Raw genomic sequence first — 20,253 nt, 5'->3', positions numbered from 1 at the left:
GGATCTCTCGAAGAGGTGTGATCGGCACCGCGGCCGCGGTCGGCGCCGGGGGCTGGCTGGCCGGATCCGGCACCGCCTGGGCCGCGCCCCAGGCGTCCGGCGGAGCGGCGGCCCTGCCCGAGCGGATGGCCAGGGCCGCCGCCCCGCGGTGGCGGCGGCTGCCCGGCGACTGGAAGGACGGACCCTTCCTGGCCAACGGCCTGCTCGGCGCGGTGGTGTACCAGGGCGCCACGCCCAACTCCGTGAAAGTCATGCTCAGCCACAGCCAGGTGCAGGACCAGCGGCCCCAGTGGCGCGCCCCGTACGGCTACTCACGGCTGCCCATCGGCCACTTCGACCTCACCCTCGCCGGAGAGGTGACCGGGGTCGACTGGACCCTCGACCTGTGGGACGCCGAGCTGCGCGGCACGGTCACCACCACCCGGGGCAGCGTCCGCTTCACCATGCTGGTGCACAACGCCCGTACCGCGCTGCTGATCTTCACCCGGCCCAGCGCGGGGGAGGAGAGCGCGGCCTGGTCGTTCACATGGATGCCCGCGGTCTCCCCCCGGACCAAGGACAAGCCCGCCGACTACACCGGCAACCCCGACCCCCGCACCGGCTCCGCCGGCGACACCCACTATGTGGAGCAGCCGCTGATCGCGGGCGGCGGCTGGACCACCGCCTGGCGCGAACGGCGGGTGGGCACCGGCAGACTGCTGGCCGCCCACATCGTCTACCGCCACCCCGGCGACCTCTCGCGCACCACGGAACTCGCCGTCGCCGAGGTGGCCCGCACCTTGGCCGAGGACCCGGACGACCTGGTGCGCTCACACCGCGCCTGGTGGCACCGCTACTACCAGCGCAGCCTGCTCTCCGTACCCGACAAGCGCCTTCAGCACTTCTACTGGATCCAGCTCTACAAGGCGGCCTGCGCCACCCGCGCCGACGGGCCCTCGATGTCCGAATGGGGGCCGTGGTACCCGGAGACCGGCGGCAGCTGGACCGCGGTGTGGTGGAACCTCAACGTGCAGATCGCCACCTGGCTGATCCAGGGCTCCAACCACCTCGAACTCGACTCCGTGACCTCCACCTTCCGGGACTTCGAGAAGAACCTGCCGCTGTCCGTCCCCCCGGAGTACCAGGACGGGGACACCTACGCCCTCGCCCACCCCTCCGATTGGCTGCTGCGCCCCGGCGCCAAGACCGTCGGCATCCCCGGCACCTCCACCAAGACCGACAACAACGGCAATCTCATCTGGGCCATGCACAACATCTGGCTCAGCTACCGCCACACCATGGACATCCGCATCGTGCGCGACGTCCTCTACCCGATCCTCGCCAAGGCGGTGAACTTCTACGACCACTTCCTGTACGAGGGCGGCGACGGGAAGCTGCATCTGCCGCTGACCCGCTCACCGGAGTGGGCGGACGCCGAGGACTGCACCTACGACCTCTCCCTGCTCCGCTGGGGCTGCGCCACCCTCCTGGACTGCCTGCGCATCCTGCGCACCGACCACCCCCGCGCCCGGCGCTGGCGCGAGATCCTGGACCGCCTGGTGGCCTACCCCCGCGATGCCACCGGGATCATGATCGGCGCGGGCAAGCCGCTGACCGAGTCCCACCGCCACTTCTCCCATATGCTCTGGCTCTACCCGCTGCACGAGCTGGACTGGGACCGCCCGGCCGACCGGGACATCATGCGCACCACCTTCGACCACTGGGTCAAGGACCGTAGCCTGTGGGCCGGTTACAGCTACGCGGTGGCCTCCTCCATGGCATCGCGCATGGAACGGCCCGAGGAGGCGCTGGACCACCTCACCTTCCTCATCGGCGGCAACAAGGTGAACAACGCCTGGATCACCCCGAACACCATGTACGTCGAGGGCGGCAACCTCGCCACCGAGAGCCCCCTGACGGCGGCCCAGTCGGTGCTGGAGATGGCCGTCCAGAGCCACAACGGCGTGGTGCGGGTCTTCCCGTCCGTCTCCCGCCGCTGGCCCGACCTCTCGGTCCAGTCCCTGCGCACCCAGGGCGCCTTCCTCGTGGACGCCGACCGCTCGGCCGGGAGCACCCGCTGGGTCCGCGTCCACAGCGAGGCCGGTGCCCCCCTCGTCCTCCACCACGGCATCCCCGGCCCGATCGACGTCCGCGACCACCGGGGGCGCCCCCTCCACTACCGCACCACCGGCCCCGGCCGTATCGAGATCCCCCTCGCCCGCGACGAGACGGCCCTCATCACCCCCCGGGGCCACCGCCCGGACCCGGCCCCGCGCGATGTCCCCGCCGTCGGCGACGCCAAGCCGTGGGGCCTGCCGGACTGAACCGCGGCCGCCGCCCGAACGAAAGGAGCGAGCGCACCCCTGCCGGGCAGGGGTGCGCCGTGCCACGCGACCGCCGGTCAGCCGGTGCGGGAATCCAGCTCCGCCCACACCGTCTTGCCCACCGGATGGTGCGGCTCGGTGCCCCAGCGGTCGGCGAGCGCGTCCACCAGCAGCAGGCCGCGCCCGGTTTCACGGTCCGGGGGAGGGGGCGGCTGGAGGGTGGGCTGCCGCTCGCTCCGGGTGTCGGTGACCTCGATACGGAGGGTTTCCGTGGCGCCGTCGAGGGCGAGACCGAGCCGGAAGTCCCGGCCCGGCACGCGCCCGTGCAGCGCCGCGTTGGCGCTCAGCTCGGCGATGATCGCCACGGCGCGGTCGGCGACGGCGGGTGACACGGGCCAGGCGCGGAGCTGCTCCACGGCGAGCAGCCGGGCCAGCCGGGCCCCGCGCCGCGTGGAGGACAGGCGTTGGGTAAAGGCCCAGCTCGTGGCGGGGATTTGGGGCGTGCTTGCGTTCATGGGGGCCACGGTGGTGGGTGAGCGGCGGCCTTCACCAGTGGCGCGCCGCGTACGCAGCGTCAGCGTACATGCGCGTTCGGTGGACGGTACACCCGTTGATCCGTCACCCTGGGTGAGTCGAGCGCGGGGGCCCTCGCACGTACGCACCTGGAGGTGTCCGCGTATGACGACCGACAACACCTGTGTGGCCGGGGACGGTGACGGGGAACGGGAGCCCGACCCCTCCGACAGTCTGCGGACCTTCGGGGCCGTGGTCCAGGCCCTCCGCGAACACGCGGGCCTCACCCGGGCTCAGTTCGGGGAGCTGGTCCGGTTCTCGAAGCACACCGTGGCATCGGTGGAGCTGGGGCGGCGCATGCCGGACGAGTCGTTCGTGGAGCGGGCGGAGGAGGTCCTGGGCAACACGGGAGCGCTGCGGAAGGCGGCCCGATTCCTCGCGCGGGGTGAGCCGGGGCTGGCGGCGTGGTTCCGGCGGTGGGCACGGCTGGAGCGGGTGGCGGTGAGCCTGTGCACGTACGAGTGTCGGTTGGTGCCGGGGTTGTTGCAGTCGGAGGACTACGCGCGGGCGGTGTTCGATGGCACCATCCCTCTGCTGACGGATGAGCAGTTGGAGGCCCAGCTCGTGGCGCGGACCGAGCGGCAGAAGATGCTGCACGAGCGGCCGCACGTCCCGTTCAGCTTCATCGTGGAGGAGGCCGTCTTCCGGCGCGGGTTCGGCGACAGAGAGCAGAGGCGGCGCTTGTTCGACCACGTGCTGGAGCGCAGCGCGCTGCGTAACGTGAAGCTGCAAGTCGTCCCCCTCGAAGCTGAGTTGCACGCGTGCCTGGACGGACCTGTTCGGCTGCTGGAAACACTGGAAGGGCGGCGCTATGCCTACTCGGAGGGTCAGCAGAACGGACGGCTGATTGCCGACTCGATAGAGGTACGCCTCCTCCACCAGCGCTATGACACACTGCGCTCGCAGGCCCTGACACCCCAAGACTCCCGTGGCCTGCTGGAGCGACTGCGAGGAGACCTATGAGTAGGGCGGAACTCACCTGGTTCAAGTCCAGCTACAGCGGCAGTCAAGGAGACGACTGCGTGGAGGTCGCCGTCACCGAAGGAGCCGTCCACGTACGGGACTCCAAGGACACGGCGCGCCCCGGTCTCGCCGTCAGCCGTGACGGCTGGGCGCGGTTCGTCCGGTTCGCCGCACACGGCTGAGCCGGAGGCGCGCCCGCGGACTCGACCGCGGGCACGCCACCCGACGTCACCGGGACATCAGGAGCTCCCGGCAGCCGCGAAGGGGACCTGCACGGTGGGCTGTTCGGGGGCGGCGGGCTGGAAGGGGTGGGACCACAGGCCCTGCCGTCGCAGCAGGGGCAGGACGCCCTCGCCGAACCAGTACGCCTCCTCCAGGTGCGGATAGCCGGACAGGATGAACTCGTCGATGCCGAGGCGGTGGTACTCGGTGATCCGCTCGGCGACCTCGGCGTGGCTGCCCACCAGCGCCGTGCCCGCGCCGCCGCGGACCAGGCCGACACCGGCCCAGAGGTTGGGGTAGATCTCGAGGTTGTCCAGGCTGCCGCCGTGCAGGGCGAGCATGCGCTGCTGGCCCTCGGACTCGCTGCGGCCGAGGCCGGCCTGGATGGAGCGCACGGTCTCCGGGTCGAAGCCGTCGAGCAGTCGGCGTGCCTCGGCCCACGCCTGCTCGGCGGTGTCGCGGGTGATGACGTGCAGCCGGATGCCGAAGCGGATCGTACGGCCCTGCTCGGCGGCGAGGGAGCGGATCCAGGCGATCTTCTTCGCGACCTGGGCGGGCGGCTCGCCCCAGGTGAGGTAGACATCGGAGTGGCGGGCGGCGACCTGACCGGCGGCGGGGGACGAGCCGCCGAAGTAGACCTGGGGGATCGGGTCGGGGAACCGGGCCAGCTTGGCGCCCTCGACATGGAGGTGTTCGCCGGTGTGGTCGACGGTCTTGCCGTCCCACAGGTCGCGGACGATGCCCAGGAACTCGCCGGTGCGGGCGTAGCGGGCCTCCTTGTCGAGGAAGTCGCCGTAGCCGCGCTGCTCCTGGCTCTCGCCGCCGGTGACCACGTTGAGCATCAGCCGTCCGCCGGTCTGCCGCTGGTAGGTGGAGGCCATCTGGGCGGCGAAGGTGGGCGAGAGAAAGCCGGGGCGGAACGCCACCAGGAACTTCAGCCGCTCGGTGTGCTGGCTGACCATCGCGGTGGTCAGCCAGGCGTCCTCGCACCAGGCGCCGGTCGGGGTCAGCGCACCGGCGAAGCCGAGGTGTTCGGCGGCGCGGGCGATCTGGGAGAGATAGCCGACGGATGGCGGACGGTCCCCTCCGGCCGAGGTGACGGGGGTGCCATGGCCACCGCCGACGACATGGCGGCTGTCGCCGTTGGTGGGCAGGAACCAGTGGAAGGTGAGGGACATGGTGCGGCTCCGTTCAGGGGTGTGCGGGGGTGGGGGCTACAGAAGGCCGTGGCGGGGCGGTTTCGTGCCGTTCAGCACATAGCGGCCGATGTGCTGGACCTTCCAGCGGGCCGGGTCGTGCAGGGTGTGGGTACGGGCGTCCCGCCAGTGGCGGTGCAGGCCCAGAGCGTCCAGGGCCGAGCGGGTGCCGGACACCTCGAACAGCGAACTGCCCGTCTCCACGGCCGCGGTGGCCGCCGCCACCTTGGCCGCGGCCACCGCGATCGACGCCTCGGCGGCGGTGTCCTCGTCGAGGTGGCCACGGGCGGTGTCCACGGCCCGGGCGGCGGCGGACAGCAGGGCCTCGGCGCCCCGGACCTGGAGGGCCAGCTCGCCGAAGCGCTGGATGAGCAGCGGATCCTCGGCGGCGGTCTCGAAGCCGCTCTCGAACCAGGGGCGGCTCTTGGTGCGGACGAAGGCCACCGCCTCCGCCAGTGCCCCCGAGGCGATCCCGGCGTCGATGGCCGCGTGCAGCAACTGCGCTACCGCGCCGTGCAGTTGGGGCCCGCGAAAGGTGAGATGGTGCGGTACGACCCGGTCGGCTGGGACGGGCACGGCCTCCAGCCGGACGGTGCCGCTCGCGGTCGTGCGCTGGCCCATGCCGTCCCAGTCGTCCACGACGGTCAGACCGGGCGCGTCCCGTGGCACATAGGCCACGTGCAGGTCGTCGTCCTCCGCGCGGGCCAGCACCGGGATCCAGTCGGCGAACAGCGCGCCGGTGGAGTAGTGCTTGACACCGGTCAGGGTGTACGAGCCGTCGGCGGCCGGGGCGAGGCGGGTGCGGATGTCCTGGATGTGGCGGGTGCCCGCCTCCGACTGGGCGTTGCCGAACCGCTTCCCCGCCAGCACCTCGCCGAAGAAGAACGCCTGCTGCGCCTGCGTGCCCTGACGGCGCAGCACATTGATGTACACGAAGTGGCTCTGCGGGATCTGGGCGAGGCTGGCGTCGGCGGCGGCGAGCAGCCGGAACACCTCGGCGAGGGTCACGGCCGACACGTCCGCCCCGCCGTACTCCGCGGGGACGGTGATCGCCGGCAGCCCGGACGCGGACAGCCGGTCCAGTTCGGCACGCGGCAGCCGGCGCCGTGCGTCGCGCTCGGCGGCGCCGGTACGGAACTCCTCGGCCAGCGCCGCGGCCACCTTCAGCGCCTCGGTGTCATCGGCGATGACATGGGCGGGCTCGGGCAGGGACGACACGGTCAGCTCGCCGCGGCCAGTACGGTGGTGTGGCCGAGCGCCGCCGAGAACTGGTCGACGACCTGCTCCAGCGCTTCGGCGGCCCCCGCCGCCACGCTCACCCCGCCGTCCGGCTCGACCGTGATGTCCTTGTCCAGGGTGAACCAGCCCTGGACGATATGGGCCGCGCCCATGGAGGACAGCACCGGCCGCAATGCGTAGTCGATGGCCAGGACATGGGCGGTGGTGCCACCGGTGGCCAGCGGCAGCACGGTCTTGCCCGCGAGCGCGTACTGCGGCAACAGGTCCAGCAGGGACTTCAGCAGCCCGGAGTAGGCGGCCTTGTAGACCGGCGTCCCCACCACGAGCCCGTCCGCCTGCTCGACCAGCGCCTTGGCCCGGACGATGGCCGGATGCGAGAAGTCCGCGCCGAGCAGCGCGGCGGCGGGCAGGGTGCGGACGTCGAGTGGGATCACATGATGGCCCTGGGCGGTGAGCCGGGCGTCCAGATGGCGCAGCAGCCGGGCGGTGCGGGAGGTGGCGGAGGGGGAGCCGGAGAGGGACAGGACGGTGGCCATGAGCAACCCTTCGTGAGGCGGTCGAGGCGGTGGGATCGTGAGCCGGCGGGAACGGCGGCGGGAACGCCGGCGGCGGTCAGGGCAGCGCGGGCACGGGCTCCGGCAGCTCCGCCTCCAGCTCGCGGACCAGCGGCAGCACCCGCTCGCCGAAGTACTCGACCTCCTCCAGGTAGTGCAGGAAGCCCAGGAGGAAGAGGTCCACGCCGAGCCGCTTGTACGCCACGATGCGCTCGGCGATCTGCTCGGGGGTGCCGATCAGCCCCGTACGGAAGCCGTCGTTGTACTGGACCAGGTCCTCGAAGGAGGAGTCCTGCCACATGCCCTTGCCGTCGGCGGTGGACCGGCCCGCCTGCTGGACGGCGCCACGGAATCCGGCCACGGCCTCGGTGTCGGCCTTGGCGACGATCTCGCGGAGGGTCTCGCGGGCCTCGGCCTCGGTGTCGCGGGCGATGAGGAAGGCGTTGAGGGCGAAGCCGGGGGCGGGGCGGCCGACGGTGGCGGCGGAGGCGCGGACGTCCCTGATCTGCTCGGTGACGCCGTCGAAGTCCTTGCCGTTGCTGAAGTACCAGTCCGAGACCCGGCCCGCCATGGCGCGGGCGGCGGTGGAGTTGCCGCCCTGGAAGATCTCCGGATGCGGGCGCCCGGGGCTGCTCAGCGGCTTGGGCTTGAGGGAGAAGTCACGGATCCGGTAGAAGTCCCCGGCCAGTTCGGCGTGGTCTTGCGTCCAGATGGCGCGCAGCGCCCGGATGAACTCCTCGGAGCGGCGGTAGCGCTCGTCGTGCTCCAGCCAGGGCTCGCCCAGCGCGGTGAACTCGCCCTTGAACCAGCCGCTGACCACGTTCACCGCGAACCGCCCGTCGGACAGGTGATCGGCGGTGGCACCCAGCTTGGCCAGGACGCCGGGGTGCCACAGTCCGGGGTGGACGGCGGCGATGACCTTCAGCCGCTGGGTGGCCAGCAGCAGCGCGAGGCTGAAACTGGTCGACTCGTGCTGGTACTCGGCGCCGTAGCTGGCCATGTAGCGGACCTGGCTGAGGGCGTAGTCGAAGCCGTTGTTCTCGGCGAGCACGGCCAGATCGCGGTTGTAGTCGTAGCCCCAGTCGGTGCGCTGCTCGATGGTGCTGGTGACCAGTCCGCCGCTGACATTGGGTACCCAATAGGCGAAACGGAGGGGTTCTGCGGGCATGAGGAACTCCCGGTGGAACGAATACGGGCATGGCGAATCGGCGCCCCGGCGTCGAGCGGAATTCATCCGGGGCGGGGGCGCGGAAAGACCGGGCAGCGCGAATGGGCGCAAAGGCGGGACGGCGCGGCCGCATTTTTTCGGTGGCGGCGGCTAGAAGCCTTTCCCGATCATGGGAGGCGACGGGGAGCGAAGCGGAGGCGATCCCTCAGGGCTCGCTCGGACCCGTACGGCGGGTCAGGCCGGACAGCAACAGGACGCGCTGGAGACACGCGCGAGGTCGACGTGGCGTCGCCGCGTGAGGTCCTGTCGCTTCATGTCACCGATCCAACCAGGGGGAAGTCCTGCCGGTCAAGAAGGCCCGGGTGTCATTCCATATCCCGGACGCGTGGGCCGGGCCGCGGAATTTCCGCGGCGCCCGCTTCGAGATTACCCGGGAGGCGGGCCGGGGCGTGAGTCGGTATTCATGAGACCGTGACAGGGATTCCCTTGAAGCGGGCGGGCCCGCGCGGGCAGGGTGCGCAGTGTGCGAATTGAACAGCTGGAATACATCGCCGCCGTCACCCGCCTCGGATCGCTCCGCCGCGCCGCCGAGGAACTGCATCTGTCCCAGCCGGCGCTCAGCGAGACGGTGCGCAATCTCGAACGCGAACTCGGCGTGGATCTGCTGGAGCGCAAGCGCTCCGGCGCGACGATCAGCGCGGAGGGACGGGAGCTGCTGCCGCATATCGCGGGCGTCATCGAGGCCGTCGACCGGCTGCGCGGCGCCGCCGGGGACCAGCACCGGGTCAGCCGGATGATCCGGCTGGGCACGGTCAACACCGCGACCGTCCCGCTGCTGATCCCGGCCGTCCGGGAGTTCCGCGCCACCCACCCGGCGACCCAGGTCGAGGTGGTGGGCGCGCAGCAGGCCGAGATCCACCGGGCGCTGCTGGAGGGGAGTTTCGACCTGGGGCTGGTCAACTGCCTCCAGGGCGACGACGTTCCGCCCGCCCTGGAGACCACCGTGCTGCTGCGCGGCCGCCCGGTGGTCTGTCTGCGCCCGGACAGCCCGCTGGCCGCCCGGCCGACGGTGAGCGCGGCGGATCTGCTGGACGGGCGGGAGCCGCTGATCGTGATGCGCTCCGGCTATCTGATGCACCGCTTCATCCACCGGCTGCTGGCCGGGCGCACCCCGTCCTTCTCGTACTCCACCGACGGGGCCGAGATGGGCAAGCTGATGGTGGCCGAGGGGCTCGGTGTCACCGTGCTCCCCGACTTCAGCGTCATCGGCGACCCCCTGGAGCGCGGGGGCGCGATCACCCACCGGACGCTCGCGGACGGCGAGGCCACCGAGGTGCTGCTGATGGTCCAGCGCCGCCGCTCGGGCTCGGTGCCGCGCGCCGTACGCGACCTGCACGAGCTCTTCGTACGGCGCGCGGAGACTCCTGCGACTCCCCGGGCGCCCCGGGGGCTATAGCTCCCTGAGCGCGGGCAGCAGCCGCTTCTCGGCCCAGTCCAGGAACGGCCGCTGATGGTCGCCGCCGATCTGGACGAGGGCGACATCGGTGAAGCCCGCGTCGACGAAGGGCCGGATCAGCTCCGTGAACTCCCCGACATCATCACCGCACGGAATGGACGCGGCCACGTCCTCGGGCCGGACGAACTGGGTGGCGCCCGCGAAGGAGGCGGGCCCCGGCAGCTCCGAGTTGACCTTCCAGCCGCTCCCGAACCAGCGGAACTGGTCATGGGCGCGCGCGATCGCCGCGTCCCGGTCGGGGTCGTAACAGACCGGGATCTGGCCGATCCGGGGCTTCCCGCCGCCGCCGTTGCGCTCGAAGTCCCCCACCAGCTCGGACTTGGGCTCCGTGGCGATCAGGATGTCGGCCAGCCGCCCGGCCAGCCGGCAGGACTGCGGCCCGGAGACGGCCACGCCGATGGGCGGCGGCTGGTCCGGCAGATCCCACAGCTTCGCCGAGTCGACGTCGTAGTGGGTGCCGTGATGGTTGACATAGCCACCGCCGAACAGCGCCCGGATGATCTCGATCGCCTCTTCCAGCATCTCGTGCCGCACATCCGCCGACGGCCAGCCCTGCCCGACCACATGCTCGTTCAGGTTCTCGCCGGACCCGAGCCCCAGCCGGAACCGCCCCTCGGACAGCAGCTGGAGCGTCGCCGCCTTCTGCGCCACCACCGCCGGGTGGTAGCGCACGGTGGGGCAGGTGACATACGTCGTCAGCGGGATCGAGGACGTGGCCTGCGCGGCGGCGCCCAGCACGCTCCAGGCGTACGGGGCGTGCCCCTGGGAGTCCAGCCACGGGAAGTAGTGGTCGGACGTCACCGAGAAGTCGAACCCGACCTGCTCGGCCCGGACCACGTCGTCGACGAGCTGACGTGGACCGGCCTGCTCGGTCATCATCGTGTATCCCCATCGAACCATGACCCCCGAGTACCGCTCCCCGCGCCGTCCAAACGGGACGAACGGCTGGTCACCGTGGGTCGTGGCGGCTCACGTGCGGTAGGCCCGGGAGACGCTCGGAGATGACCGGGGCCAGGCGGTCGGCGATGGTGCGGTGGCCCTTGTCATTGGGGTGGACGGAGTCCGAGAGGTCGTCGGCGGCGAGCCAGCCGGTGGTGTCGACGTAGGAAGCCCTGGTGTCGCCGGAGGCCGTCACGGCGGCCTTGGTCTCGGCGCCGAACCGGCCGCTGAAGGTGCGCAGCGCGAAGATCCAGGCGTTCGGGTAGGCGGTGCGGACCTTGCGCAGCAGACTCGCGTAGGACGCCTGGAACTGCGCCGGGGTCACCCCGCGGCCCACATCGTTGGTGCCGAGGTTGATGACCACCGCGCTCGCCTGGTAGCGGGAGAAGTCCCAGTCGGGCGTGGCGGCGTTCGGGTTCAGCTTGGTGAACTGCTGCTCCAGGCTCATCCGGTCGTCCGCCGTGTCGACCAGGGCCGCGCCGCCCTGGGCGATCTGGGTGTGGTCGGCGCCGAGCCGTTCGCCGATGAGCCATCCGTAGGCGGTGCGGGCGTTCTGCGAGGTGGTGGTGCCGACAGTGATCGAGTCGCCGACGAATTCGATGAGGTTCTTGGGGCCGGGCGGCGCGAAGGTGGTGGCGCCGCTGTCGAGCGCCAGGCCCTGGAAGACCGCGTCACCGTGGTAGGAGCCCGCGACCACCTGGTAGTTGACCTGGAGCGTGTGGTTTCCGGCGGCGAGCGGGGCCGGGGTGAGGTTCACCGTGCCCTTGGCCTCGTCGTAGAAGGTGGCGGGGCCGCCGTCGATGCTGGCCCACAGGTCGATCGCGTTGCGCTGCTTGAGCTTGACGGTGCGGCCGGTGAAGCCGGTGCGGAAGTACGCGCCCGCCCAGTAGGGGGTGTAGGCGGTGGCCGAGCTCTTGGTGTCCCAGCGGCCGGTGAACCGGATGTTGGGGTCGCCCGGCTGGCCGGGCGCGGCCTTCAGGGGCGCGGTGCCGAGTTTCGCGGCGATGATCGGCGCCAGGCGGTCGGCGAACTTGGTGTGGCCCGCCTCGTTGGGGTGGCCGTTGCCGTCCTCGTAGTCCGTGCCGTCGGTCAGCCAGCCGGTGGTGTCGACGTACGTCACCTTGGCGTCGCCCGCCGCGTTGCGCGCGCTCACGGCCGCCTTGGTCTCCGTCACATAGCGCTTCTTGAGGGTCTGGACGGCGAAGAGCGCGGCGTTCGGGTACGTGGCGCGGATGTCGCGGAGGAGGCCGGTGTACGCGGACTGGAACTCAGGCCCGGTGACGCCGTGCCCGATGTCATTGGTGCCCAGGTTGATGACCACCGCACTGGCCTGGTAGCGGGAGAAGTCCCAGTTCTGATCGCCGGTGGAGGCCGTCTTGAAGAACTGCGTGGCCAGGCCCGTACAGCCGTCCTTGCCGACCAGGCAGTAGCCCGAGCGGGCGATCTGGGTGTGGAGCATGCCCAGCCGCTCGCCGGTCTTCCAGCCGTACGAGTCCAGCGCGAGCCGGTCGGTGAGGGCGCCCGCGGTGATGGAGTCGCCCACGAACTCGATGAGCCCGGACGGGACGCGCGGGGCGACCGTGCCCGCGCCCGCGTCCAGGACCAGGCCCTGGAAGACGGTGTCGCCGGAGCGGTAGGAGACGCGGAGGGTGTGGGTGCCCTGGGGGAGCGGCTGCGGGGTGAGGGTGACGGTGCCCTTGACGCCCGCGTAGAAGACATCGGGGCCGCCGTCGACGCTCGCGTAGAAGTTCACCGCCTCGCGGGCCTTGACCTTCACGGTGGTGCCGGTGAACGCCGTCTGGAGGTAGCCGCCGGTCCAGTTGGGGACGGCTGCGCCGGCGGAGCCGAGGTCCCAGCGGCCGGTGTAGACGATGTTGGGGTCGGTCACCGAGCCGTTCCCCAGGGCCGCCGCCCGCGCGGTGGAGGTGACGCCGAGGCTCAGCCCCAGCGCGCAGAGCGACGCGGTCATGACAAGAGCGAAGAGTCTGCGTATGGAGTGCGGGATCGATCGCATGGGGGTCCTCTCGGGGGAGGGGGCTGCCGGGGAGGTCTGGGAGCGCTCCCAGGCGTCGTGGCCCCACGATGGAAGCCTTGAATCGGTTCAACGTCAAGGTGTACGGCGACAGTTACGATGTGAGCCATGGCGGAAACCGGTGGGGTGCGCGAAGTGAAGTCCGCGGGCCGCACCGTGGAACTGCTGGAGCTGCTCGCCGCGCGCGGCGAGCAGCCGGCCCGGCTGCGCGAGCTCGCCGAGGAGCTCGGCGTTCCGCGCAGCAGTATGTACGCCCTCCTCAAGACCCTGATCGACCGCGGCTGGGTGCGCACCGATGTCACCGGCTCGCTGTACGGCATCGGCATCCGCGCGCTGCTCACCGGCACCAGCTATCTGGACAGCGATCCACGGGTGCGGGCGGCGCGCCCGTATCTGGACGAGGCGTCCGACGCGCTGGGCGAGACCATTCACTTCGCCCGGCTGGACGGCGGCGATGTCGTCTACCTCGCCACGCGGGAATCGCATGAGTACCTGCGCCCCTTCAGCCGCGTCGGGCGGCGGCTCCCGGCCCATGTGGGGGCCCTGGGGAAGGCGCTGCTCGCCGAGCGGATCGACCGTGAACTCCCGTTGATGAGCGAGGAGTTGGACCAGGCGACACCCAACACCCACCGCACCCGCGCCTCGCTCCTGGCCGATCTGAAGCGGGTGCGGGAGCGCGGCCACGCCATCGACCGGGAGGAGGGGGTCCTGGGCATCGTGGGCTTCGGGTTCGCCCTGCGGTACGACGTACCCGCGGTGGACGCGATCAGCTGCTCGGTGCCGACGGCCCGGCTGACGGAGGGGCGGGAGGAGCGGATCGTCGCGGTGATGCGGGAGATCCGGGCGAAGATCGAGACGGTCGTGCCGAGGGGGAGCGGCACGGGGCCGCAGTGGCGCCCGTAGGCCCTGGTTTCGCGCGGTGTCAGGCCCGGGTTCCGCACGGTGCCAGGCCCGGGTTCCGCACGGCGTCAGGCCCGGGTTCCGCACGGCGTCAGGCCCAGCCCCGTTGGGCGGCGCGGACGCCCGCCTGGAAGCGCCCGGCGGCGGCGAGGCGGAGCTGGAGGTCGCTGACCCGGCGGCGCAGGGTGCGCAGACTCACGCCGAGGTGACGGGCGATGGCCTCGTCCTTCATGCCCGCCGCCAGCAGGCCGATCAGCCGACGGTCCGCCGCGCTGAGCTCCTCGGCACCGTCGTCCGGCGTACCGCTCAGCGGGGTCCCCTGCTGCCAGAAGGTCTCGAAGAGCGTCTGGAGGGCATCGGTGAGGGCGGAGTGCCGCACGATCACCGCGCAGTAGGCCGGACCGACGTCCGCGCTGGTCAGCGGCAGCATCGCGGTCCGGCCGTCGACCACCAGCAGCTTCATGGGGACGGTCGGCAGCACCCGGGCCTGTTCGCCGAGCGCGACCATGCCCTCCGCGTACGCCAGCAGGTCGGGGGACTCCAGCGAGGTGACGGAGTACACGGTGCGGTAGGCGACCCCACGGCGCAGCACCTCGCTCTGGAGGTCCAGCTGCGGGGTGAGCGGGGCGAGGTAGGGCGGGGAGTCGAAGAGGCAGACCTCGTGTTCGGCGCGGGCGTACAGCTCCTCCAGCCGGGCGGCGTTGGCGCTCTCGCCGCGTACGACCTCGACGAGCGAGGACGGCTCGGCGCGCAGCAGCCCGGCGGCGTAGATCTTGGCCATGTCGTCGGCGGTGGCGGCGAGCAGGTCGGATTCGCTCTCGCGCTTGCGGATGAGGGCCCGTACGGCGATACGGGGGTCGACGGGCCGCAGCCCCCCGGTGGAGTCGGGGGCCTGGATCAGGCCGAGGCGGAGCAGCCGGGCGCAGGCGCGGCGTACCCGCGGCGGGGAGGCGCCGAGCAGTCGCGACCAGCCGGTGATGCCCGCCTCGGGCTGGTGGAGGATCGCGTGGTACAGCGCTTCGTCGAAGTCGGAGACCCCTGCCGCGGCCCAGGGGCTCGGGCTCGTGGCAGGGGTCTCGTCGGATGCGGATACGGATGCTCTGCTGTCCACTGGCGGCGGCTCCAGCGCGTCGATGCAACGATGCGATCAACGGCACGCTAGACGTTGTTCGTTACCGCCGAAGGAAGGCTTTCGGCCTACTTCAGGCCATATGCGCGAATGACCGTTTGATCGATTCGATTGCCGTCCGCGTCGGCGGCCTGGACGCGCAGGCTGACGAAGCCGTTGGTGGCGCCGAGCGGGGGATGGCCGACCGCGGCCCGGTAGCCCGTGCCGGAGCGGGTGAGCTCGACCCTCTTCCAGGTCGTGCCGTCGTCGTAGGACACCCATGCCTTCGCACCGGTGAACTTCGCGGTGTCGGCGCCCTCCTGGTGGCGAAGGGTCAGGCCGAAGCCGAACTTTCGTCCCGCCTTGGCCCGGCCGAGCAGGTCCACGCCGAGGTCGTAGTCGACGGAGAGCAGGGGGAGCGCCGTCGCCTGGGCGGTGTGCGCGGAGGCGAAGTCCCATTGCGTGGTGGTCCTGGTCGAGTACGCCGACCAGTCGGCCTTCCGCCGGGCGTCGATCGTCAGCCGGTACGCGGCCTTCTCGGCGGGCACCTGGAAGGTGCCGGAGCCGTACGGGGCCTCGCCGACCGGCTTGCCGTCCGCGTACAGGCTGGTCTTCACCGCGTCGATGCCGTCCTTGGCCGCGCCCGCGGAGCCGTAGTGTCCGGTGCCCGAGTCGGAGAACTCCGGTATGGCGACGGTGAGTTGGTCACCCTCGCGCTCCGAGGTGCCGAACTCGGCCGCGGTGGTGGGCCGGATGACCGGCGACAGCCAGTCCACCGTCTCCTTCGTCCCGGGCGCATAGGTCCGCAACGGCGACCACTGTCGTCCGGCGCCGTCGTAGTCCTGCATCGCGGTGCGCCAGACGCGGGTGTCGGGGTCGGCGCTGTAGTACTCGGTGCGCTGGGTGCCGAGCGGCACCTCGGACTTCTGCTCCACCGAGAAGAGCTGGTAGGGGCGGTAGGTGTGGGTGGCCTCGGCGCCGAGCTGATCCTTCCCGGGGGCGTGGTAGCGGGCGGTGACCTTGTGGGTGGTGCGGCTGTCGATGGGGTACGTGAGGTTCTCGCCGATGGCGTCCCGCTCGGGCAGCAGGACGTCGTACAGGTACGGGCTGTTGGCCGTGCCGCCCAGTTCGAGGGTCACCCCCTTGGACTGGCCGTCCAGCAGCGAGAGCAGCTTGTCGCCCTCCTCGCCGGGTACGGACATGACGGGAATAGTCGCGCTGTCGACCGCGGTGATCCACAGGCCGAGCGTGGTCTTGCGGTAGACGAGGACGTACGCGGCGCCCGCCTTGGTGGCGTTGATGACCGCTTCGTCGGGCCATCCGTCGGGTGCCAGGCCCACCAGCACGGCCTTGCCCTTCACGTCCAGGCCCTCGAAGTCCTCGGGCGTACCGGCCCCGGCCGACACCAGCCGCACCTTCCGCTTACCGTCGATCTTGACGGGCCAGCCGGTGTACGTATCCGCGTACTCCGGGTTCAGCGTGACCCGCTCGGGACTGGTGACGCTCGCGGTCAGCTTCGTCTTCTCCAGCCGCCAGCGGCTGTAGAACTCGAAGAAGCCCTCGGTGACCTTCTCGGTCGGCGCCGCGTAGATGTGTTTCCTCCACTTGCCCATGGAGTAGGTCAGGCCGAAGGAACTGCCGCCCTTCAGCTCCCGGTGCCAGGAGGTCGTCACGCCCTGGGATTCGGCGTCCTTCTCCTTGGTCTGTGGCTTGATCTCGACGGCCTTGCGGGCATCGAGGGTGAGCGAGGTGTCGCGGTTCAGCTCGATCTGCGGATCGCCCACGACGCTGGTCGCGACCTCGTGTTTCCCGCTGTCGTAGACCGGGATCCAGGTGGCGAGGGAGTAGGTGCCGGGCGGCAGCTGGAAGGAGTCGGAGGCGTTCATGTAGCCGAACTGGTTCTGGCTCGCGTCACTGAGCCGCTGGAGGGTGAAGAGCGCCGCCCCGGGCGACTGCTTGCCCTCGCGGTCCAGCAGCGTGACGTTGAGGTCGTAGAGCTTCTCGGCCTTCTCGTAGGCGACGGCCGTGGTCACCTTGACCGTGCCGCCCGCGCCGTCGTCGCCGGTGGCGGTGATGTATCCGGCGTGGCGGCCCGCTTTCGCCCTGGCCGGGTCGACGGTGACCAGGGCCTTCACCTCGCCGTTCGCGGGCACGGTCACGGTGTCGGCGCCGAGGGTCAGGGAGTCGTCGCCGACCGAGGACGCCAGCTTCAGCGTCACCGGCTTGTCGGTGGCGTTGGTGTACGTGATGGCCTTGGGGTCGGCCTTGTCGGCGTCGTACGCGTACTGGCCGTAGCTGAGGATCGGGGTCCCGAAGACGTTCTGTGTGGCCGCGCGCGGCACGTCGACCCGGCCGTCGCCCTGGGTGAAGGGACCGTCCGCCGTACTGGTCCTGGCGGTGCCGGCCAGGGCCTCCTTGAGCTGCGAGCCGGTCCAGTCGGGGTGGACCTGCGCGACGATCGCCGCCGCGCCCGCCACATGCGGCGTCGCCATGGAGGTGCCGCTCGCCGTGGTGTACAGGTCGTTGACGGGGGTGCCCATGGACGTGCCGGCCGCGCGGGCCGCCGTGATGTTCACACCGGGGGCGGTGATCTCGGGCTTGATCGCGTAGTCCCCGGAGCGCGGCCCACGGCTGGAGAAGGTGGCCCACTTGTCGGACTTGTCGACGGCGCCGACGGTGAGGGCCGAGTCGGCGATGCCGGGAGTCTCCACGGTCCCTTCGAACGGCCCGGAGTTGCCCGCCGCGATCACGAACAGCGCCCCGGAGGACGCCGACAGCTGGTCGACCGCCTCGCTCAGGGGATCCGAGGGGCCGGACGCCGTGCCGCCGAGCGACATGGAGACGACCTTGGCACCGGAGGCGGCGGCCCACTCCATGCCCTCGATGATCCACGACGAGTAGCCCTCGCCCGCGTCGTTCATCACCTTGCCGACCAGCAGCTTCGCGCCCGGGGCCACACCCCTGTACTTCCCGTCGGATCCGGCGCCGCTGCCCACGATGGTGTCGGCCACATGGGTGCCGTGGCCATGGCCGTCCTTGACGGTCTGGTCCGGGACGAAGCTCTTGGAGTCGGCGACGGCGTCCTTGACGTCCGGATGCGTGGCGTCGATGCCGGTGTCCAGCACGGCGACCTTCACGCCCTTGCCGTCGTATCCGGCCTTCCACATCTCCGGGGCGCCGATCTGCGGGACGCTGACGTCGAGCGACGCCTTGACCTTCCGGTCCAGCCAGAGCTTCCGTAACCCCTTGTCGCGTGTGACGTCGGCCCAGAAGTCCGCCGCGTCGGCCTTCCTGGCGCTGAGCGCCGCACCGTCCACGCTGGTGAGGGCGAGGGTCTTGCGCGCGCCCTCGGGGGTCGGGTGCGCGCCGTCGGCGCGGTAGGAGGCGATGACCGGGATCGAGTCGGTCTTCCGGTCGTCGTAGCCCTGCTTCACCAGCTGGGTGATGTTGAACAGGCCCGCGTCGACCCGGCCCTTGGACATCAGCCGGAGCGCGTCCACGGGTACGACGCTGATGTCCTTGTCCTGCTGGGTGGTCACGAACTCCGCCGACTCGCGGCCCGGCGCCCGCTCCACCTCCACCGCGTACTTTCCGTCGGCGCCGGTGGTGACGCTGACCGTGTCGCCGGTGATCAGGGTGACCGTGTGCTGCTGCGTACGGGCCGGTGGGGCCTCCGCGGCGGCCTGGGACGGCCGCCCGCTGGCCACCGGAGCGGCCATGGCGCCCATCACACCGGCGGCGCCCACCACAGCCAAGAAGCGACGCAATCTTCGCATCGGCTGGCTTCCTCCCTCATCGCAATCCGACTCTCCTGTCGGAAGGTGCGATCAGAGTGGTGGCCGCGAGCGGATGTGCTCAAGCGAATCCTGTGGCCGGGGCGTGCCAACGCCCTGAACGGCCACAGGAGTTGGGGAACGGCAGAGGAGCGCGGCGGTGGGTCACGGACGGCGGCGCTCGATCATGCCTGATCAATCAGGCGTGATCGATCACGCCCGCTTGATCATGTCCGCGCACTTCTCGCCGATCATCATCGTCGTGATGCACGGATTGACGGCGATGAGATACGGCATCGCCGAGCCGTCCGCCACCCGCAGCCCCGTCACCCCCTTGACCCTCAGTTCCGGATCCAGCGGGGCGTCCGGGTCGTCGGGCGCGCCCATCCGCACCGTGCACGCCGGGTGGTAGACGGTGTTGTGGGTCGCGCGGATGTAGCCGGCCAGCTCGTCGCCGCTGTTCACATCGGTCCCGGGGGCGAGTTCGGTGCCCGCCCACATGGCCAGCGCGGGACGGGCGGCGATCTTGCGTGCCAGTAGCAGCCCGCGGGTCATGATGTCCATGTCGTAGGAATCGGTGAAGTAGCGGGGATCGACGCGCGCCTTGTCACGGAAGTCGCGGGAGGCCAGCCGCACGGTGCCCCGGGAGCGGGCCCGGGTGACGTTCGGGGTGAGGGAGAAGGCGTTCTCGGAGGTGGGGTAGCCACGGCGGTAGGTGTTCAGGTCGAAGGGCATCGCGCCGTAGTGGAACATCAGGTCCGGGCGGTCCAGATCGGGCTCGGTGGTGGTGAAGATGCCGATCTCCCACCACTGGGTGGAACTCTTGATCATGGGTTGCTCGGCGTTCCACATGATGACGCCCTCGGGATGGTCCTGGAGGTTGCCACCGACACCGGGGGAGTCCACGAGCACCTCCACCCCCGTCTCCCGCAGATGTCCGGCGGGGCCGATACCGGAGAGCATCAGCAGCTTCGGGGTGTCGATGGCGCCGCAGGAGACGATGACCTCGCGCCGGGCGTGCACCCGCAGGGTGCGGATGAGATCCGGGGAGAGGTAGTCGACACCGGTACAGCGCAGGTTCTCGTCCAGGACGAGCCGCTTGGCCTGCAGTCCGGTGCGCACCTCCAGATGGGGCCGGGAGTCCATGACGGGGTGGAGGTAGGCGACCGAGGCGGAGCAGCGGGTGCCGTCCTCGCGGGCATTGATCTGGAACCAGTTGGCGCCGTCCAGCACCGTCGTCCCGGTGTTGAACGGGGTGATCGGGATGCCCACCTCCTCGCAGGCCGCCAGCACCGCCCTGCCGCACGGGTCCTCGGGCGGCACGGTGCGGATCCGGACCGGGCCGCCGCGGCCGTGGTGGTCGCCGGGCGCGTCGTTGTCCTCCAGGCGCTGGTAGAGCGGGAAGCAGTCGGCGGCCGACCAGCCGTCCAGGCCCATGGCGGCCCATTCGTCGAGGTCCTCGGCGGGGGCCCAGAAGGCGATGCAGGAGTTGTGCGAGGAGCAGCCGCCGAGCACCTTGGCGCGGGCGTGGCGCAGAAAGCTGTTGCCCTTCTCCTGCGGTTCGACCGGGTAATCCCAGTCGTAGCCGGACTCCAGCAGCCACATCCAGCGGTTCAGCCGCAGGATGTTGTCGTCCCCGACGTCGGACGGGCCCGCCTCCAGCAGGCAGACGCTCACCGAGGGGTCCTCGGACAGCCGCGCCGCGACCACCGATCCGGCCGTACCGCCGCCGACCACCACGTAGTCGAACTGGTCCACGGGCCTCTC

General features: G+C 71.1%; 15 protein-coding genes. 5 read left to right on the top strand and 10 right to left on the bottom strand.

Going from position 1 to position 20,253, the window contains the following annotated elements; genetic code table 11:
* Positions 1-17 precede the first annotated feature (17 nt).
* Positions 18-2,303, top strand: a complete 2,286-nt coding sequence (locus tag KHP12_RS14235) for a glycosyl hydrolase family 95 catalytic domain-containing protein (protein ID WP_344396073.1) — start codon at positions 18-20, stop codon at positions 2,301-2,303.
* A gap of 77 nt (positions 2,304-2,380) precedes the next feature.
* Here KHP12_RS14235 and KHP12_RS14230 read toward each other — a convergent pair whose 3' ends face one another.
* Positions 2,381-2,818: an ATP-binding protein gene (locus tag KHP12_RS14230; RefSeq protein WP_086885032.1), complete on the bottom strand. Its 438-nt coding sequence runs from the start codon at positions 2,816-2,818 to the stop codon at positions 2,381-2,383.
* 163 nt (positions 2,819-2,981) lie between these two features.
* Between KHP12_RS14230 and KHP12_RS14225 the strand changes: the two genes are divergently transcribed.
* Together KHP12_RS14225 and KHP12_RS14220 are read left to right on the top strand one after the other, a co-directional pair.
* Positions 2,982-3,839 (top strand): helix-turn-helix domain-containing protein, encoded by an 858-nt coding sequence (locus tag KHP12_RS14225; protein WP_086885033.1) that lies wholly within the window; start codon positions 2,982-2,984, stop codon positions 3,837-3,839.
* The gene (locus KHP12_RS14220; RefSeq protein ID WP_086885034.1) at positions 3,836-4,021 is read left to right on the top strand and encodes a DUF397 domain-containing protein; all 186 of its coding nucleotides are present in this window, start codon (positions 3,836-3,838) and stop codon (positions 4,019-4,021) included. The genes KHP12_RS14225 and KHP12_RS14220 overlap by 4 nt, the downstream gene beginning before the upstream one ends.
* A gap of 57 nt (positions 4,022-4,078) precedes the next feature.
* Here the strand turns inward: KHP12_RS14220 and KHP12_RS14215 are convergent, their stop codons facing one another.
* The 4 genes from KHP12_RS14215 to sfnG all read right to left on the bottom strand — a co-directional run bounded on the left by KHP12_RS14215 (position 4,079) and on the right by sfnG (position 8,218).
* On the bottom strand, positions 4,079-5,239 hold the full coding sequence (locus tag KHP12_RS14215) for an LLM class flavin-dependent oxidoreductase (RefSeq protein WP_210610139.1): 1,161 nt from the start codon (positions 5,237-5,239) through the stop codon (positions 4,079-4,081).
* A 36-nt stretch (positions 5,240-5,275) separates the two neighbouring features.
* Positions 5,276-6,475, bottom strand: a complete 1,200-nt coding sequence (locus KHP12_RS14210; RefSeq protein ID WP_086886130.1) for an SfnB family sulfur acquisition oxidoreductase — start codon at positions 6,473-6,475, stop codon at positions 5,276-5,278.
* 2 nt (positions 6,476-6,477) lie between these two features.
* Complete coding sequence (ssuE, locus tag KHP12_RS14205; RefSeq protein WP_086886129.1) at positions 6,478-7,032, bottom strand: NADPH-dependent FMN reductase; 555 nt, start codon at positions 7,030-7,032, stop codon at positions 6,478-6,480.
* Positions 7,033-7,108: 76 nt separating this feature from the next.
* Positions 7,109-8,218 carry a dimethylsulfone monooxygenase SfnG gene (gene sfnG, locus KHP12_RS14200; protein WP_086886128.1) on the bottom strand — a complete coding sequence of 370 codons (1,110 nt, stop codon included), beginning with the start codon at positions 8,216-8,218 and terminating at the stop codon, positions 7,109-7,111.
* 523 nt (positions 8,219-8,741) lie between these two features.
* On the opposite strand from sfnG, the gene KHP12_RS14195 reads away from it, so the two are divergent.
* Positions 8,742-9,674 carry a LysR family transcriptional regulator gene (locus KHP12_RS14195; protein ID WP_086886131.1) on the top strand — a complete coding sequence of 311 codons (933 nt, stop codon included), beginning with the start codon at positions 8,742-8,744 and terminating at the stop codon, positions 9,672-9,674.
* Here KHP12_RS14195 and KHP12_RS14190 read toward each other — a convergent pair.
* Both KHP12_RS14190 and KHP12_RS14185 read right to left on the bottom strand, forming a co-directional pair.
* A complete protein-coding gene (locus KHP12_RS14190; protein ID WP_086886127.1) occupies positions 9,669-10,634 on the bottom strand; it encodes an LLM class F420-dependent oxidoreductase in 966 nt (321 codons plus the stop codon). The two genes, KHP12_RS14195 and KHP12_RS14190, sit on opposite strands and share 6 nt — an antisense overlap.
* A 49-nt stretch (positions 10,635-10,683) precedes the next feature.
* The gene (locus tag KHP12_RS14185; protein ID WP_246643108.1) at positions 10,684-12,642 is read right to left on the bottom strand and encodes a GDSL-type esterase/lipase family protein; all 1,959 of its coding nucleotides are present in this window, start codon (positions 12,640-12,642) and stop codon (positions 10,684-10,686) included.
* Positions 12,643-12,813: 171 nt separating this feature from the next.
* Between KHP12_RS14185 and KHP12_RS14180 the strand changes: the two genes are divergently transcribed.
* Positions 12,814-13,608 carry an IclR family transcriptional regulator gene (locus KHP12_RS14180; protein ID WP_210610143.1) on the top strand — a complete coding sequence of 265 codons (795 nt, stop codon included), beginning with the start codon at positions 12,814-12,816 and terminating at the stop codon, positions 13,606-13,608.
* An 88-nt stretch (positions 13,609-13,696) separates the two neighbouring features.
* Here the strand turns inward: KHP12_RS14180 and KHP12_RS14175 are convergent, their stop codons facing one another.
* The 3 genes from KHP12_RS14175 to KHP12_RS14165 form a co-directional block, all read right to left on the bottom strand.
* Positions 13,697-14,716 (bottom strand): response regulator transcription factor, encoded by a 1,020-nt coding sequence (locus KHP12_RS14175; protein WP_086880734.1) that lies wholly within the window; start codon positions 14,714-14,716, stop codon positions 13,697-13,699.
* Between the two features lie 86 nt (positions 14,717-14,802).
* Positions 14,803-18,489 carry a S8 family serine peptidase gene (locus tag KHP12_RS14170; RefSeq protein ID WP_211833012.1) on the bottom strand — a complete coding sequence of 1,229 codons (3,687 nt, stop codon included), beginning with the start codon at positions 18,487-18,489 and terminating at the stop codon, positions 14,803-14,805.
* 210 nt (positions 18,490-18,699) lie between these two features.
* On the bottom strand, positions 18,700-20,244 hold the full coding sequence (locus tag KHP12_RS14165; protein WP_086880736.1) for a GMC family oxidoreductase: 1,545 nt from the start codon (positions 20,242-20,244) through the stop codon (positions 18,700-18,702).
* Between the last annotated feature and the right edge of the window lie 9 nt (positions 20,245-20,253).

The organism is Streptomyces asiaticus, assembly GCF_018138715.1.
Lineage (GTDB): Bacteria > Actinomycetota > Actinomycetes > Streptomycetales > Streptomycetaceae > Streptomyces > Streptomyces asiaticus.
The sequence above is the reverse complement of the archived record's forward strand: the minus strand, read 5'-3'. Positions and strand labels throughout refer to the sequence as shown.

Excerpts from the sequence above, each read along its gene's own strand:
- KHP12_RS14230 (WP_086885032.1), bottom strand. The coding sequence starts at position 2,818 with ATGAACGCAAGCACGCCCCAAATCCCCGCCACGAGCTGGGCCTTTACC.
- KHP12_RS14225 (WP_086885033.1), top strand. The coding sequence starts at position 2,982 with ATGACGACCGACAACACCTGTGTGGCCGGGGACGGTGACGGGGAACGG.
- KHP12_RS14220 (WP_086885034.1), top strand. The coding sequence starts at position 3,836 with ATGAGTAGGGCGGAACTCACCTGGTTCAAGTCCAGCTACAGCGGCAGT.
- KHP12_RS14215 (WP_210610139.1), bottom strand. The coding sequence starts at position 5,239 with ATGTCCCTCACCTTCCACTGGTTCCTGCCCACCAACGGCGACAGCCGC.
- ssuE (WP_086886129.1), bottom strand. The coding sequence starts at position 7,032 with ATGGCCACCGTCCTGTCCCTCTCCGGCTCCCCCTCCGCCACCTCCCGC.
- sfnG (WP_086886128.1), bottom strand. The coding sequence starts at position 8,218 with ATGCCCGCAGAACCCCTCCGTTTCGCCTATTGGGTACCCAATGTCAGC.
- KHP12_RS14190 (WP_086886127.1), bottom strand. The coding sequence starts at position 10,634 with ATGGTTCGATGGGGATACACGATGATGACCGAGCAGGCCGGTCCACGT.
- KHP12_RS14185 (WP_246643108.1), bottom strand. The coding sequence starts at position 12,642 with ATGACCGCGTCGCTCTGCGCGCTGGGGCTGAGCCTCGGCGTCACCTCC.
- KHP12_RS14180 (WP_210610143.1), top strand. The coding sequence starts at position 12,814 with ATGGCGGAAACCGGTGGGGTGCGCGAAGTGAAGTCCGCGGGCCGCACC.
- KHP12_RS14170 (WP_211833012.1), bottom strand. The coding sequence starts at position 18,489 with ATGCGAAGATTGCGTCGCTTCTTGGCTGTGGTGGGCGCCGCCGGTGTG.